General features: G+C 72.9%; 13 protein-coding genes. 7 read left to right on the forward strand and 6 right to left on the reverse strand.

Features of this window, described 5'->3' with window-relative positions:
* Positions 1 to 410: 410 nt before the first annotated feature.
* Positions 411 to 626 carry a hypothetical protein gene (locus tag IEY86_RS11710; protein ID WP_189131545.1) on the forward strand — a complete coding sequence of 72 codons (216 nt, stop codon included), beginning with the start codon at positions 411 to 413 and terminating at the stop codon, positions 624 to 626.
* A gap of 199 nt (positions 627 to 825) precedes the next feature.
* Here the strand turns inward: IEY86_RS11710 and IEY86_RS11715 are convergent, their stop codons facing one another.
* Positions 826 to 2,526, reverse strand: coding sequence for a FadD3 family acyl-CoA ligase (locus tag IEY86_RS11715; protein ID WP_189131546.1), 1,701 nt, complete (start codon positions 2,524 to 2,526; stop codon positions 826 to 828).
* A gap of 105 nt (positions 2,527 to 2,631) precedes the next feature.
* Between IEY86_RS11715 and IEY86_RS11720 the strand changes: the two genes are divergently transcribed.
* The 5 genes from IEY86_RS11720 (at position 2,632) to IEY86_RS11740 (ending at position 6,959) form a co-directional block, all read left to right on the forward strand.
* Positions 2,632 to 3,795 (forward strand): lipid-transfer protein, encoded by a 1,164-nt coding sequence (locus IEY86_RS11720; protein WP_189131547.1) that lies wholly within the window; start codon positions 2,632 to 2,634, stop codon positions 3,793 to 3,795.
* Between the two features lie 2 nt (positions 3,796 to 3,797).
* Positions 3,798 to 4,271, forward strand: coding sequence for a Zn-ribbon domain-containing OB-fold protein (locus IEY86_RS11725; protein WP_373286998.1), 474 nt, complete (start codon positions 3,798 to 3,800; stop codon positions 4,269 to 4,271).
* Entirely contained in the window at positions 4,268 to 5,044 is a 777-nt protein-coding gene (locus IEY86_RS11730; RefSeq protein WP_189131548.1) for an enoyl-CoA hydratase/isomerase family protein, read from the forward strand. Before IEY86_RS11725 ends, IEY86_RS11730 begins: the two co-directional genes overlap by 4 nt.
* Positions 5,045 to 5,196: 152 nt before the next feature.
* The gene (locus IEY86_RS11735) at positions 5,197 to 6,213 is read left to right on the forward strand and encodes an NAD-dependent epimerase/dehydratase family protein (RefSeq protein WP_189131549.1); all 1,017 of its coding nucleotides are present in this window, start codon (positions 5,197 to 5,199) and stop codon (positions 6,211 to 6,213) included.
* Positions 6,214 to 6,416: 203 nt separating this feature from the next.
* Entirely contained in the window at positions 6,417 to 6,959 is a 543-nt protein-coding gene (locus tag IEY86_RS11740; RefSeq protein WP_189131550.1) for a hypothetical protein, read from the forward strand.
* Between the two features lie 104 nt (positions 6,960 to 7,063).
* On the opposite strand, the gene IEY86_RS11745 is transcribed toward IEY86_RS11740, so the two are convergent.
* The 3 genes from IEY86_RS11745 to IEY86_RS11755 all read right to left on the reverse strand — a co-directional run bounded on the left by IEY86_RS11745 (position 7,064) and on the right by IEY86_RS11755 (position 11,791).
* Positions 7,064 to 9,361, reverse strand: a complete 2,298-nt coding sequence (locus IEY86_RS11745) for a serine/threonine-protein kinase (protein ID WP_189131551.1) — start codon at positions 9,359 to 9,361, stop codon at positions 7,064 to 7,066.
* 157 nt (positions 9,362 to 9,518) lie between these two features.
* Entirely contained in the window at positions 9,519 to 10,634 is a 1,116-nt protein-coding gene (locus IEY86_RS11750; RefSeq protein WP_189131552.1) for an acyl-CoA dehydrogenase family protein, read from the reverse strand.
* Positions 10,631 to 11,791 (reverse strand): acyl-CoA dehydrogenase family protein, encoded by a 1,161-nt coding sequence (locus IEY86_RS11755; RefSeq protein WP_189131553.1) that lies wholly within the window; start codon positions 11,789 to 11,791, stop codon positions 10,631 to 10,633. Before IEY86_RS11755 ends, IEY86_RS11750 begins: the two co-directional genes overlap by 4 nt.
* Positions 11,792 to 11,895: 104 nt before the next feature.
* Between IEY86_RS11755 and IEY86_RS11760 the strand changes: the two genes are divergently transcribed.
* Positions 11,896 to 13,047: an acetyl-CoA C-acetyltransferase gene (locus IEY86_RS11760; protein WP_189131554.1), complete on the forward strand. Its 1,152-nt coding sequence runs from the start codon at positions 11,896 to 11,898 to the stop codon at positions 13,045 to 13,047.
* A 104-nt stretch (positions 13,048 to 13,151) separates the two neighbouring features.
* Here IEY86_RS11760 and IEY86_RS11765 read toward each other — a convergent pair whose 3' ends face one another.
* Positions 13,152 to 13,940: a VOC family protein gene (locus IEY86_RS11765; protein WP_189131555.1), complete on the reverse strand. Its 789-nt coding sequence runs from the start codon at positions 13,938 to 13,940 to the stop codon at positions 13,152 to 13,154.
* A gap of 89 nt (positions 13,941 to 14,029) precedes the next feature.
* On the reverse strand, positions 14,030 to 15,091 hold the full coding sequence (locus IEY86_RS11770; RefSeq protein WP_373287007.1) for an NAD(P)H-dependent flavin oxidoreductase: 1,062 nt from the start codon (positions 15,089 to 15,091) through the stop codon (positions 14,030 to 14,032).
* Positions 15,092 to 15,093: the final 2 nt, after the last annotated feature.

Consider the following 15,093-nt stretch of genomic DNA (forward strand, 5'->3'; position numbering starts at 1 on the left):
CACGCGCTGGACGGGCTCGGTCACACCGACCGGGCAAGGGGCTGCTGGCAGGAAGCGCTCGCCCTCTTCGAGGGGCTGGGCGCTCCCGAGGCCGAGGAAGTACGAGCCCTTCTCGCGGTGGACGGCGCCATTCCCCGCTGATCAGCGGGTCGTTTATCGCTCGTTTATCGGCTGCTGATTGCCTCGATGCAGTGTAGTCGTCACGGATCCGCCGCTGCATCGCTTCGAGACTGCAACCGTTCGGAGCGAGCAGCACTCGGTCAAGGCTCGCGCGGTTACTGTGGCGCGGTCGCCAGAGGCCGCTCGGTGGCTGACGGGGGTAGTCGCCGCGCACGTCTCAGCGGCCGCGACCGCGCAGTGCCGAGGGACCGTGAGCACAGCACGGAAGAACGATCAGGGGAGAGGGAAACATGAGCACACCGACTCCGGAGACCACCGGCTCGGGGGAGCCGACGGTCACGCCCCAGCCCACGCCCGACAACTGGCACCCCGGCGACGTCAAGCCCGTCGCCCCTGTCGTGGAGCCCGACAACTGGCACCCGGGCGACATCAAGCCCATCATCAAGCCGGACAACTGGCACCCGGGTGAAATCAAGCCCGACAGCACGGACGCCAACCCGGCGTAGGGGCCGGTACCAAGCCGTTGGACGTGTGACTCACCGGAGTCACACACGGGGGGACCGGGGGAATCGGGGGAAATCCCTTGGCGTCGGGGGCGCCAGGGGGAATGAGGGAAACCCCTGGCGCTGGGGGGCGCCAGGGGTCAGCCCTCCAACAGCGGAAAAGCAAGCCGCTGTGCGACAGGGGCCCGCCCCCGCGAGGGAATCAGGGGCTCTCGCGGGGCGGGTGGCGGAGGACGGTCGTGGCGGCCGGAGGGGGAACGCCACGGTCGTCCTCCGTTGCCATGTGCGCCGTCCGCGCCCGGGACACCCCCTGCCGCAGCCGGCCCTTCACCACCTTGCCGCTCGCGTTCCGCGGCAGCTCAGCGATGAACTCCACCTCCCTGGGCACCTTGTAGTTCGCCATCTCCCGCCTCGACCACGCCATCACGTCGTCGCCGGTGAGCACCGCGTCCGGGTTCCGGACCACATACGCCTTGCCCACCTCCCCCAGCCGCCGGTCCGGGACACCCACCACCGCCGCCTCCCGGATGCCCGGGTGGCGGCACAGGATCTGCTCGATCTCCGCCGGGTAGGCGTTGAAGCCGCCGACGATGAACATGTCCTTGATCCGGTCGGTGATCCTCAGATTCCCCTCCCCGTCCAGGACCCCGACATCCCCCGTGCGCAGCCACCCCTGCGCGTCAATGGCCGCCGCCGTCGCCTCGGGGTCCTCGAAGTACCCCCGCATCACGTGGTAGCCGCGCACGAGCACCTCGCCGGGCTCCCCGGCCGGCAGGCTCCTTCCCCGACCGTCCACGATCCGCACCTCCGTGTCGGGGATCGCCCGCCCCGAGGTCCGCGCGACGGCCTGCGCCGGATCGCCCCTGCGGCACATGGTCACCGTTCCCGACGCCTCGGTGAGGCCGTAGGCGGTCAGCACGGTGCCGATCCTCAGCTCGGAGCGCAGCCGCTCCACCAGTTCCAGCGGTACGACCGCGGCCCCGGTGACCACGAGCCGCAGCGCCGACAGGTCGTGCTTGTCCCGCCCCGGGTGGTCGAGGATCGACTGGTGGAGGGTGGGCGGTCCCGGCAGGACGCTGATCCGCTCGGCGGCCACATTGGCCAGGACCGTGTCCACGTTGAACACCGGCTGCGGGACGATCGTGGCCCCCCGCATGAGCGAGGCGATGATGCCCGCCTTGTAGCCGAAGGTGTGGAAGAACGGGTTGACGACGAGGTAGCGGTCCCCCTCGGTCAGTCCGGCGAGGTCGCTCCACACCTCGTACACCCGCAGGGTCTGGGCGTGCGTGATCACCGCGCCCTTGGGGCTGCCGGTCGTCCCGGAGGTGAAGGTGATGTCGGAGGGCGCGTCCCCGTCCACCGCGTCGGCGCGGCGCCGGACCGCCTCGGCGTCCACGGCCCGCCCTCCGGCGAGGAAGTCCTTCCACGAGCGGAAGTCCTCGGGGGCGTCCCGGGACAGGACGACGACCTCCGCCAAGTCGGGCAGGCCGGACAGCGGGGCGTTCGCGCTGCCCCGGCCCGCCGCCCGCCGCAGCGAGGCCACGTAGGAGGTGCCCAGGAAGGTGCCCGTCACGAAGAGGAGGCGGGCCCGGGTCCTGGCGAGGATGTCGGCGGCCTCCGCGCCCTTGAAGCGGGTGTTGACGGGGACGAGCACCCCGCCCGCCGTGACGGCCCCGAGGGCGGCCGTGATCCACTCAGGGGTGTTGGGCGCCCAGACGGCGACCCGGTCGCCCGGCCGCACCCCGGCCGCGACGGCGGCGGCCGCGGCCCGCTCGACCCGTTCACCCAGCTCCCGGTAGGTGATCCGGGTGCGGCCGTCGCACACCGCCTCCCGGTCGGCGTACCGCCGCGCCGCGTACCGCACCAGCCCGGGTATGGAGCCCCATTGGAGATCGCCGCGCATCGGATCCACCTCACCACTAGCTGACTATCCGTCAGATTATCGGTAGCCTGACGCCCTGTCAGCACGACTGCCTACTGCCGTCACGGGCGAGCGGAGGTGCGGGCCGTGCCCGTCAAGGACGTATGCGCGATCAAGGATGTGTGCGCCATCGCGGGGATAGGACAGACCCGGTTCTCCAGGAGCCTCGACGAACCCGAGAAGGCCCTCGCCTGCCGGGCGGTCCTCGCCGCCCTCGACGACGCCGGGATCGATCCCTCCGAAGTGGACGCCTTCGCCTCGTACACGATGGAGGAGACCGACGAGGTCGAGGTCGCCAAGGCGATCGGCGCGGGCGATGTGACGTTCTTCAGCAAGGTCGGCTACGGCGGGGGCGGCTCGTGCGCCACCGTCGCCCATCTCGTCGCCGCGGTGGCGACCGGGCAGGCCTCGGTCGGGGTCGCCTGGCGGTCGAGGAAGCGGGGTTCGGGCATCCGCCCGTGGACCAGCACCGCCGTCCAACTGCCCACCCCCGCCCAGTGGACACGCCCCTTCGGCCTGCTGCGGCCCGCCGACGAGATCGGGATGCTCGCCCGCCGCTACATGCACGAGTACGGCGCCACTCGCGACCACCTGTTCAATGTGGCCCTCGCCTGCCGCAACCGCGCCAACCAGAACCCCGACGCGATGATGTACGAGCGCCCGCTGACCCGCGAGATGTACATGACGGCACGCTGGATCTGCGAGCCGCTGTGCCTGTTCGACAACTGCCTGGAGACCGACGGCGCCCTGGCCTGCGTCGTGGTCCCGGCCGAGCGCGCCCGCGACTGCCGCCACAAGCCCGTGTACATCCATTGCGTCGCCCAGGGCCTGCCGGCCCAGCACCACGGGATGGTCAACTACTGGAACGACGACCCGCTGACCGGCCCCGCCTGGACCGCCGCCCGCCATCTGTGGAAGAACGCCGACTTCGGGCCGCAGGAGGTCGATGTGGCCCAGATCTATGACGCGTTCACCCCGCTGATCCCCCTGTCACTGGAGGGATACGGCTTCTGCGGACGCGGAGAGGGCGCGGCGTTCACCGAGGGCGGGGCGCTGGAGATCGGCGGACGGCTGCCGATCAACACCGGCGGCGGCGGGCTCTCCGAGGCGTATGTGCACGGCTTCAACCTGATCACCGAGGGCGTCAAGCAATTGCGCGGCACCTCCACCGCCCAGGTCCCGGACGCCGCCACCTGTCTGGTCACGGCGGGCGAGGGCGTCCCGACCTCCGCCCTGCTGCTGAGGAGTTGACGATGACGGCTGCCTCCACCGCACCTGCCTCCACCACACCAGGGGGGATGCTCCTGCCGTGGGCCGACGCCGACGGGGCGCCCTTCTGGGAGTACGCCGGGCGGCACGAGTTGCGGATGCAGGGCTGCTCGGCCTGCGGACGGCTGCGCTTCCCGCCCCGGCCGTGCTGTCCGCACTGCCACTCGTTCGACGGCGAGTGGACGCTGATGAGCGGGCGCGGGCGCATCTGGTCCTATGTCTTCCCCCATCCTCCGCTCCTGCCCGCCTATGCCCGGCTGGCCCCGTACAACGCCGTCGTCGTCGAGCTTGCGGAGGATCCTCGGCTGCGGCTCGTGGGCAATGTCGTGGCCATCGCCGACGGGCCGCTCAACGGGGTCCCGGCCGACCGCTTCCGCATCGGTGCCCCCGTGCGGGTGTGCTTCCACGACATGGCCGAGGGCGTCACCGTCCCCCGCTGGCTGCTGGAGGACCGGTGAGCGCGTACAGCACCCTGCTCCACGAGGTGAAGGACGGCGTCGCGACCGTCACTCTCAACCGGCCCGAGCGCCACAACGCCTTCGACCTCACCATGGTCGACGAGGTCAACGGCCTGTGGCGGGCGCTGCGCTACGACGACGATGTGCGGGTGGTCGTGCTGACCGGCGCCGGGGACCGGGCGTTCTGCACCGGCATCGACCGCTCGGTCGAAGTGCCCCAGCCCAGCTCGCCCTTCATGGTCGAGGACCCGGCGCTCCGCCTCGGACCGAAGAGCGCCGATCTGTGGAAGCCGGTGATCGCGGCGGTCAACGGGATGGCGTGCGGAGGCGCGTTCTACCTGCTCGGCGAGTGCGAGTTCATCATCGCCGCCGAGCACGCGACCTTCTTCGACCCGCACACCACCTACGGCATGGTCAATGCCTTCGAGGCGGTGCACCTGGCCCAGCGCATGCCGCTGGGCGAGGTGATGCGGCTGGCCCTGCTCGGCACGGCGGAGCGCATGAGCGCGCGCCGGGCGTACGAGAACGGACTGGTCTCCGAGGTCGTCCCGGCGCAGGAGTTGCCCGGCGCCGCCGCCAGGTCGGCGTCGGTCATCGCCGGATATCCCCCGGAAGCGGTGCAGGGGACGGTCCGCGCGGTGTGGGCGGCACGGGAGATGACGCGGTCGCAGGCACTGGCCACGGCGCCGCATCTGGTGCGGCTGGGCAATCTGCCCGCCGACCGCCAGGAGGGGCTGTTCGCGTCGCGCTCGCGGGAGTTCCGCATCCGCTGAGACCGCCGGGAACGGGCGCTTGAGGGCGCCGGTCAGCCGGGTGGGAACACACGAGAACGTCGACTACCCCCCGCGTTGTTCCCGCCACACTGTGATTGCGCCCACCGAGAAAACCTCTTCCGCCCCGGCCGCCGTTTGGGCAGGCTTCGCGCATGAGGCTTCTGGTGATGGGCGGCACGGTCTTCCTGGGCCGGCACATGGTCGAGGCGGCGCTGGCGCGCGGCTGGGACGTGACGGCGTTCAACCGCGGTGTGACCGGCACCGACGTGCCCGGCGCCGAGAGCGTCCGGGGCGACCGCGAGAGCGCCGGCGACCTGGCCCGGCTGGCCGGACTCGGGCCGTGGGACGCCGTGGTGGACGTCTGCGGGTACGTCCCGCGCGTGGTCGGCGAGTCCGTGCGGGCCCTGTCCCCGGCGGCCGGCACCTACGCCTTCGTCTCCAGCGTCTCCGCCTACGCCTTCCGGAAGGCCTCCTCGGTCGACGAGCACTCACCGAGGCTGGACTGCCCCGCGGACGCGGGTCCCGAGGACGGGAACTACGGCGAGTTGAAGGCGGGCTGCGAGCGGGCGGTCGAGGAGGGGTTCGAGGGCACCGCGCTGATCATCAACCCCGGACTGATCGTGGGCCCGCACGAGAACGTCGGGCGCATCCCGTACTGGCTGCGCAGGGCCGCCCGCGGCGGGCCGTTCATCGCGCCCGGCCACCCGGACCGCTCGATGCAGCTCATCGACGCCCGCGACATCGCCGAGTTCACCATGAACGGGATCGAGAAGGGCTACGAGGGCCGCTACTTCACCACCGGCATCCACGGGAATGTCACCTGGGGCGAGCTCATCTCCACCTGCGTGGAGGCCACCGGGTCCGACGCCGAACCCGTCTGGATCGACGACGACTTCCTGCTCGACCACGAGGTGGGGGTCTGGGACGAGCTTCCGCTGTGGGCGCCCGCACGGCCGGACTTCGCCGGGGTGTGGCTGACCTCCTCCGGCAAGGCGCTGGAGGCGGGCCTGTCCTGCCGGGCCGTCGAGGACTCGATACGCGACACCTGGACCTGGCTCGGGAGCGGCGACGTCCCGGACCTTCTCCCCAGCTACCGCGAACGGCCCCGGGTGGGCATCGCCGAGGAGAAGGAACGGGACATCATCACGGCCTGGCGCAACCGCCGGTAGGCGGCCGGTCCGGGCCGCGGGCCCCGCGGGGCGTGGGCCCCGCAGGTCGTGGGCGCTGCGGGGCGTGGGGCGGGACGCCGTCCGTCCCCCGCGGGTGCTCCGGGCCGGTGCTGGACGGGTTCCAGCGGCCTCCTGTGGCGTATGCCCCGCCTGGGGCGTAGCGTCGGCAGCAGGGGAGACCGCGGAACGTGAGGATCCCCGCGATGCGCAACATCGTCGGCGCCGTAATCGCCCTCCTCGGAGCCGCAGCCGCCGTCCTGAGCCCCTTCCGTGCCGGGTACGACGGCCGCCACGGCTCGGACCTGCGTGTGCAGGATCTGTTCAACGGCATCACGATGGTGGACGCCGACCTGCTGGCGTCGGTCTTCCTGCCGATGGCGTTCGCCGCGTTCGTCGCCGTCATCGGGGTGGTGCTGCGCTCACGCGTCCTGGTCGCGCTCAGCGGGCTCCTGGTCCTGCTGATGGTGGCGCTGTGGCTGACCCGCCAGGCGGACACCCCGCAGGCGCTGCACAGCGATCTGGTGGGCGAGGGGATGGTGCTCGCCTTCGGCGGCGGGTTGCTCCTGCTGATCGGGGCGGTCGTCATGAACGGGCGGCGCCGCAGACGGGCGCGGCACCGCGCCGGGCAGGTGTACCCGCCCGAACCCCCGGCCGGAGGGCACGGGGACGGCCGGCCGCCCGAGGACACCGAGCCCGGCGGGCATCTGGACACCCCGCAGGCGTGGCGCCCGGGCGACACCAGCTGAGACAGCACAGCCCGAGGCATGTTCCGGGCGCCGCCCGGCAGGCCGCGTGACGGACCGGCGCCGCCTGTCCGGCGCTGCGAACCCGACCGCGGGAGCGCCTTGCGCTAGCGGGCCGCCGCCGCGCGCCCGCCGGCCCCCGTTCCCTTGACCGCGTCCAGCGCGTAGACGCATCGGTCCTTGCTGCACGCGTACACGACACCGTCGGCGACCACCGGCGAGCCGGTGATCTCTCCGCCGGTCTCCAGCTTCCAGCGCAGCTGCCCTCCGGCCGCGTCCACCGTGTACAGGCAGTGGTCCCTGGAACCGAAGTGGACTCTGCCCTCCGCCACCACCGGGGCACCCACCACCTCGCCCTGGGCGGCGAAGCGCCAGCGTGGGGTGCCAGTGACCGCGTCGAGTGTGTACAGGGCGTTCCCGCTGCCCAGGTGGACCGTGCCCGAGGCCACCACCACGGGCTCGTTGCCCTGGCGGCTCTCGGTGGCGACCCGCCAGCGGTCGCGGCCGTTGGCGGGGTCGAGGGCGTAGACGGTGCCCAGGTAGTCGACGGTGTAGACGCCTCCGCCGGAGACGCCGGGACCCGGGACGAAGGTGGGCCGGGTGAACATCACCGCGGGCGCGTCGAACCGCCACCGCTCCCGGCCGTCGGACGCGTTGAGAGCGAACACCCTGGTGCCCGCGGTCAGGTACACCGTGCCGTCGGCCTCGACCGGGCGGGCCGGAGAGTCCTCGCCGACCGGGAAGGTCCACCGCTCCCGGCCCGTGTGGGCGTCCACGCAGTGCAGCCGCCCGCCGCCGAACCAGTAGACCGCGCCCGCGGCGGCCAGCGGCCCCGAGTCGGGCGATTCGAAGTCCGTCTGCGCTCCCGACTGCTGCCACCGCAGATCGCCGGTCGCGGCGTCACGCACCTGGACACCGCCGCCGCGCACCCCGGTCACCACCGAGCCGGAGTCCACCTGGAGCGAGTAGACCCACCCGTCCGGCGTGGCCCGCCAGCGGTCGCTGCCGTCGTCGGCGTCGAGCGCGTACAGGCTGGGGCCGTCCGAGGCGTAGAGCCGCCCCTCGGAGACGGCCATGGTCCAGGCGACGTCGCGGGTGCGGAACTCCCGCCGCCCGGTGGCCACGTCCAGCGCGTGCACCTCGAAGGAGGACACGTACAGACGGCCCCGGGAGACGATCGGGGTGCCGTAGACGTCGTTGGACATCCGGAAGCGCCACGGGCGCCAGCGCGAGGGCGCGGCGTCGCCGTTGCGGGCGCGGGCCGAGGGGACGCCCGCCGGGGCCGGAGCCCCCGCCTTGGGGCTGCCGCCCCGGCGCACCCAGTCGGTACCCGCGGCGGGCGCGGCCGAGCGGTCGTGGCCGGAGGTGGCCCGGGGGCCCGGGCCTATGGCCACCTTGGAACCGGGCAGCCGAACCGGCCCGCCGTGCCCTCGGGTCGCATCGGGCTCGTTGTCGGGCGGCGGGGGCGGCGGCGCCACGACGGGTTGCGCGGCGGCCTGCTGGAGAGCGGCGGCCCGGCGGCCGCGGCGGGACTCGATCAGCGTCAGCGCCCGCTCGGGCAGCCACGCCGACGCCTCGCTCTCGTCGTCGCCCGTGGAGAACAGATGGGGGGCGAGCTGCTGCTGAAGGTCCGCGGGGGACGGCCGGTTCTCCGGCTGCATCTTCAGACAGGACTCGACCAGCGGGCGCAGGTCCCCAGGCAGCCCGGTCAGGTCCGGACCCTCCCGCAGCAGCATGAAGACCGTCTCGACCGGGTTGGCCCCGTGGTAGGGAGCGTGGCCGGTCGCGGCGAAGACCAGGGTGGAGCCGAGCGAGAAGACATCGCTGGCGCCGGTGACACTGCGGCTGTCGCGGGCCTGCTCGGGAGACATGTAGGCGGGGGTGCCCACGGCCACGTTGGTCATGGTCAGGCGGGTGTTGGACACACCGCTGGCGATACCGAAGTCGATGACCCGGGGGCCGTCCTCGACGACCAGGACATTGGAGGGCTTCATGTCGCGGTGGACCAGCCCGGCACCGTGGATGGACTGCAGGGCCTCGGCGATGCCCGCGGCGAGCCAGCGCACGGCCTGCACCGGCAGCGGGCCGCACTTGTCCACTATCTCCTCGAGGGAGGGCGCGGGAACGTACGCGGTGGCCAGCCACGGCACCGCGGCGCGCGGGTCGGCGTCCACGACGGCCGCCGTGTAGAAGCCGCTGACCGCCCGGGCCGCCTCCACCTCACGGGTGAAGCGGACCCGGAAGAGCTGGTCCTCCGCGAGCTCCGCCCGCACCGTCTTGATGGCCACGCGCCGCCCCGAGGCCGAGCGCGCGAGATAGACCAGCCCCATGCCGCCGGCGCCGAGACGGCCCAGCACCTCGAAAGGGCCGATCCGTCTCGGGTCGTGCTGCGTCAGCTGCTCCACTGGTAGTGCCACCTCCCCGTCGGGTCCCCCGTGCAGCGTCTCACCGCCTACCCATTGGGGGTACGGCATTGATTCTTCCTGTCCGGGGTGCCGGTTGCGAACCCAGGGGGCGTTTTCGCCGTGTCGGCGTCGTTCCGGGCGAATGCGGCGGACCGGCTCAGCGCGGTGGGCAGGCCGGGGCCGGGGCCGGTCCCAGCAGGTCCGCGGCGACGGCTGCGCGGTGGTGGCCCGCGTCGCCCCACGCGGCCGACAGCGTCCAGGAGCGGCGCATCAGGCGGGCGAGGCCGTGCTCCTCGGTGTAGCCGATCGCGCCGTGGACCTGCAGGCAGGAGCGGGCGGCCCGCTCGGCGGCGTCCGAGGCGAAGACCTTGGCCATGGAGGCGTCCCTGGCCCACGAGGGGAGGCCCCGGTCGAACGAATGAGCGGCTCGCAGCACCACCGGCCGGGCGAACTCGATCGCCATGAGCACATCCGCCAGGTGGTGCTTGACCGCCTGGAAGGAGCCGACGGGGCGGCCGAACTGCTCACGGGCGCCGGTGTGCGCCACGGCCAGCTCGAGCATGCGCAGGGCGGCTCCGAGGAGCTCGGCGGCGGCCCCGAGCGCCGCGAGGAGGGCCGCGCGCTCCACCGCCGGTCCGCACGCGGGGGCGAGCGGCGCGCGGCCGCTCGGCAGCTCGATCCTGGCCGGAGGGCGGCCGGGGTCCACCCCCGGAACGGGGACCGCGTGGCCGCTTTCGAGCGCGTACAGCTCGCCGCCCTGCCCCACGAGGACCAGATCCGCCTCCGCCCCGCCCACGGCGAAGGGCTCCGGCGGCAGCACCAACGCCAGGCGGGCCTCGCCCGCGGCGAAGCGGGGCAGCCAGTGGGCGGCCTGCGGTGAGTCGGGGGCGGCGTCGGCGAGGAGCCGGGCGGCGACCGTGTTCTCGAGCAGGGGCTCGGGCAGGCAGGCCCGGCCGGTCTCCTCCAGCACCGCGACCAGCTCCTCGGCGCCGAGGCCGAGCCCTCCGTACCGCTCGGGGACCGTGAGGGCGGGGGCGCCGACGTCGGCCAGCGCCCGCCAGGGCCCATCGGCGGCGCCGGGCTCGCCCGCCCCGGGCCCGTCGGCGGCGCCGGGCTCGCCTTCCCATGACTTACCGGTCCATGACTTGCCCGCCCATGACTTGCCCGCCCATGACTTGCCGGCCCATGACTTGCCGGCGGCGCCCGGCCCGGCGAGCAGGTCGCGCACGGTCCGCCGGAACTCCTCCTGCTCGGGCGTGGGTGCGAATCTCATGGTCGAGGCTCCCTGGGCAGGCCGAGCAGGCGCTCCGCGATCACATTGCGCTGGATCTCATTGGTCCCCGCGTAGATCGGGCCCGCGAGGGCGAAGACATAGCCGTCGAGCCAGGGGCCGGGCAGGTGGGCGTGGGGGCCGAGCAGGCGCAGCGCGGTGGTGTGCAGGTCGAGGTCGAGCTCGGACCAGAACACCTTGTTGAGGCTGGACTCGGCGCCGGTCGTCCCGCCGTCCTCGAGCCCGGTGACGGCCCGGAAGGTGTAGAGCCGGTACGCCTCGGCCCGCATCCACGCGTCCACCACGGCGTCGCGGTGGTCGTGCGGCCGACCGCCGCCGGGAACGGTTCCTTCGCACACGCCCTGGTAGAGGCCGAGCAGGCGGTCGGCGGCGGCGAGGAACCGGCCGGGTGAGCGGAGGCTGAGCCCGCGTTCGCTGCCGGTGGTGGACATCGCCACCGCCCAGCCCTGCCCCACCGCCCCCACGACGTCCTCGTCGGGCACGAACACCTCGTCGAGGAACACCTCGGCGAACCCCGTCCCCCCGCCGAGCTGCCGAATCGGCCGGACGGTCATCCCCGGCGCCGCGAGATCGACCATGAAGTAGGTCAGCCCGTGATGCCGCCGCGCCCGCGGATCGGTGCGGAACAGACCGAACATGCGGTCCCCGAACGCGGCCCGGGTGCTCCAGGTCTTCTGCCCGGAAAGCAACCACCCGCCGTCGGCGCGCTCCGCGCGCGAGCGCAGTGCGGCCAGGTCGGATCCGGCTTCAGGTTCCGACCAGCCCTGCACCCACACCTGCTCGCCCGAGGCCATGGGGGGCAGGACGCGGCGGCGCTGTTCGGGGGTGCCGTACTCGAAGACGGTGGGGGCGAAGAGGAAGATGCCGTTCTGGGTCACCCGGGCAGGGGCATCCGCGCGGTGGTACTCCTCCTCGAAGATCAGCCACTCGGTGAGGGAGGCCCCGCGCCCCCCGTACTCCTCGGGCCAGCTCACCACCGCCCACCCGGCCTCGTGGAGCCCGCGCTCCCACTCCCGGTGCCGGGCGAAGCCCTCGGCGGTGTCCATGGAGGGAAGCGGTTCCGGGGGCACATGGGCCGCGAGCCAGGCCCGTATCTCGTCGCGGAAGCGCCGTTCGGACGCGCTGTAGGCCAGGTCCATGGAGTCACCCTAAACTGACACTGCGTCAGATTGAATGGCCGGGTGCACACTGAAGACGCACACCTACTTGCCGGTAACGCGGAAACGAGGGGCAGGAACCCACCATGGGCGAGGCGTACATCGTCGAAGCGGTACGCACCCCGGTCGGCCGCCGCAAGGGCTCCCTTGCGGCCGTCCACCCGGCCGACCTGGGCGCGCACGTGCTGACCGCCCTCGTCGAGCGCTGCGGGGTCGACCCGGGCGCCGTCGAGGACGTCGTCTTCGGCTGTCTGGACACCATCGGCGGCCAGGCCGGGGACATCGCCCGCACGTGCTGGCTCGCCGCCGGGCTCCCCGAGCACGTCCCCGGCGTCACCCTCGACCGCCAGTGCGGCTCGTCGCAGCAGGCCGTGCACTTCGCGGCGCAGGGCGTGCTGAGCGGCACCCAGGACCTCGTCGTGGCCGGCGGCGTGCAGAACATGACACGGATCCCCATCGCCGCCGCCATGGCCGCGGGCCAGGAGTACGGCTTCGAGGACCCCTACTCGGGCTCCGTCGGCTGGCGCAAGCGCTACGGCGACCAGCCGGTGAGCCAGTACCACGGGGCCGAGCTGATCGCCCGGCACTGGGACATCGGCCGGGAGGACATGGAGCGGTTCGCCCTGGCCAGCCACCGGAAGGCGCTGCACGCGATCGACAGCGGCTGGTTCGACAAGGAGATCGCTCCCCTGCCCGAGCTGGCCGTGGACGAGGGACCGCGCCGGGACACCACGCTGGAGAAGATGGCCGGGCTGAAGACGCTGGCCCCGGGCGGGCGGCTGACCGCGGCCCTGTCCTCGCAGATCTCGGACGGCGCCTCGGCGATGCTGATCGCCTCCGAGCGAGCCGTGGCCGAGCACGGGCTGACCCCGCGCGCCCGGATCCACCACATGAGCGTGCGCGGCTCCGACCCGATCATGATGCTGACCGCGCCCATCCCCGCCACGGAGCACGCGCTGGCGAGGACCGGGATGTCGATCGGCGACTTCGACGCCATCGAGATCAACGAGGCGTTCGCCTGCGTGGTCCTGGCCTGGCTGAAGGAGACCGGCGCGGACCCGGCGAAGGTCAACCCCTGCGGGGGCGCCATCGCCCTGGGCCACCCTCTCGGCGCCACCGGCACCAAGCTGATGACCACGCTGCTGCACCAGCTGGAGCGCACGGGCGGCCGCTGGGGCCTGCAGACGATGTGCGAGGGCGGCGGCCAGGCGAATGTGACGATCATCGAGCGGCTGTGACCGCACACGACTCCACCGGCCCCGGGGGTGCGCCCGGGGCCGGTGGTCAGCCATCGGCGCTGCCCGCCGGCAGGTCCGGTTCCGGCGACCGGCAGGCGCGGCCACTACATCGGCGGTTCGCCCTCGGTCGTGCTGGGGTCGATCACCGCGAACACGGCGCCCTGCTGGTCGCCGACGACCGCCATCCGGCCGAACGGCGTGGTGCGCGCGGCGGTGCGCACCTGGCCGCCGAGCTTGCGGACCTTGTCCACGGCGTCGTCGCAGTCGTCGACCGCGAAGTAGACGAGGGCGTGCGACGGCACCTCGGCCGGGATGGTCTCGTCCATCTTGTAGCGGCCTGCCACGGGCTTGCCGCCGGCCTCCAGGACGAGGTAGTCGAACTCCTTGCCCTCACCGATCTGCCGCGTCTGGAGCGGGTAGACGGCCGGGTAGAACGAGTCGACGCCCCCGGTCTCCCGGACCATGAACTCGACCCAGGCGAACGATCCCGGCTCGCCGATCTTCTGGAAGCCCTTGTGGGTCCCGGCCTCCCAGACACCGAAGACCACACCGCCGGGATCCTGCGCGATCAGCATCTTGCCGAACTCGCCGACCTCCATGGGGCCCATCATCACCTGGCCGCCGTTGACCGTGATCTTCTCGGCCGTGGCGGAGACGTCGGGCGAGGCCAGGTAGACGGTCCAGGCGGGAGGGGTGCCCTCCATACCCGGCATGGTCGGGGAGACCCCCGCGACGTTCTTGCCGTCCGAGAACGCCTGCGTGTAATTGCCGTACTCGGGCGAGCCCGCCTCGAAGGTCCAGCCGAGGAGTTCGCCGTAGAAGCGCTTGCCCGCTTCCAGATCGGGGAACATCGCGTCCACCCAACAGGGTGCGCCTTCAGGGAAGTCGGCCATGGTCCGCTTCTTCCTGCTTGAGGGGATGTCTTGTTTCGCACGCTAGTGGCAGATCGGGCATCCCGCTCGGAGAGGATTCGAACATATGGTCAATTCTTCGATGCCGCCAGGCCCTCCAGCACCCCCTCCGCCTCGGCGACGATCCGGGCCAGCAGCTCCGCGCACGACGGCATGTCCTCGATCACTCCGGTGACCTGCCCCGACGCCATCACCCCCAGGTCCGCGCGGCCGTCGACCATGGCGGCGCGCAGCAGCATCGGCGTATTCGCCGCCATGAGCACTTGCGGCCAGGTGAGTGAACGCGTGCGCCGCATCGCCCGTCCCTCGCGCAGCATCGCCCGCAGCGGCGTCCCCGACAGGCGGGCGAAGCGCAGTGCGTTGCGGACCGCCCTCGGGTAGCGGGCGAGGGCGCCACCGCGCTCCAGCGAGGAGACGAAAGGGGTGGCCAGGACCCGGTGGGCGACGCCGTCCACCTCGCGCGTCACGACCGTTCCGGTGACCTCCGCCGCCAGGTAGCGCTCCCGCACGGCCGGGGGCACCGGGGAGTCGCTGGTCAGCAGGAAGCGGGTGCCCATGGCGATCCCGTCCGCCCCGTACGCCAGCGCCGCCACCAGCCCGCGGCCGTCGAAGAACCCCCCGGCGGCGACCACGCACACCCCGCTGCCGCGCAGGGCGTCCACCACCTGCGGCAGCAGGAGCGTCGTCGGCACCGCCCCCGTGTGGCCGCCGCCTTCCCCGCCCTGCACCACGACCGCGTCCACCCCCCAGGCGGCCACCTTCTCGGCGTGGCGCCTGGCGCCTACGGAGGGCATCACGAGCATGCCGTGGCCATGGGCGCGCTCGGTGAGCTCCCTGGTGGGCGCCTGGGCGAACGAGGCCACACGGACGCCCTCGCGCGCCATCAGGTCGATGCGGCGGGCGGCGTCGGGTGCGTCGGCGCGCACATTGACGCCGAACGGGCGATCGGTGGCCGCCCGCACCTCGGCGACGGCGCGGACCAGTTCCTCGTACGACAGCGTCGCCGACGCCAGGATGCCCAGCCCCCCGGCCTCGGCGGTGGCGGCGACCAGGGCCGGAAGGGCGACGTAGCCCATCCCGGTCTGGACGACGGGATGCTCGACGCCGGCCAGCCGGGTCAGCGCGGTCTCGATGC

It is taken from the genome of Wenjunlia tyrosinilytica (assembly GCF_014646055.1).
Classification (GTDB): Bacteria; Actinomycetota; Actinomycetes; order Streptomycetales; family Streptomycetaceae; genus Wenjunlia; species Wenjunlia tyrosinilytica.

Excerpts from the sequence above, each read along its gene's own strand:
- IEY86_RS11710 (WP_189131545.1), top strand. The coding sequence starts at position 411 with ATGAGCACACCGACTCCGGAGACCACCGGCTCGGGGGAGCCGACGGTC.
- IEY86_RS11715 (WP_189131546.1), bottom strand. The coding sequence starts at position 2,526 with ATGCGCGGCGATCTCCAATGGGGCTCCATACCCGGGCTGGTGCGGTAC.
- IEY86_RS11725 (WP_373286998.1), top strand. The coding sequence starts at position 3,798 with ATGACGGCTGCCTCCACCGCACCTGCCTCCACCACACCAGGGGGGATG.
- IEY86_RS11735 (WP_189131549.1), top strand. The coding sequence starts at position 5,197 with ATGAGGCTTCTGGTGATGGGCGGCACGGTCTTCCTGGGCCGGCACATG.
- IEY86_RS11740 (WP_189131550.1), top strand. The coding sequence starts at position 6,417 with ATGCGCAACATCGTCGGCGCCGTAATCGCCCTCCTCGGAGCCGCAGCC.
- IEY86_RS11750 (WP_189131552.1), bottom strand. The coding sequence starts at position 10,634 with ATGAGATTCGCACCCACGCCCGAGCAGGAGGAGTTCCGGCGGACCGTG.
- IEY86_RS11755 (WP_189131553.1), bottom strand. The coding sequence starts at position 11,791 with ATGGACCTGGCCTACAGCGCGTCCGAACGGCGCTTCCGCGACGAGATA.
- IEY86_RS11760 (WP_189131554.1), top strand. The coding sequence starts at position 11,896 with ATGGGCGAGGCGTACATCGTCGAAGCGGTACGCACCCCGGTCGGCCGC.
- IEY86_RS11765 (WP_189131555.1), bottom strand. The coding sequence starts at position 13,940 with ATGGCCGACTTCCCTGAAGGCGCACCCTGTTGGGTGGACGCGATGTTC.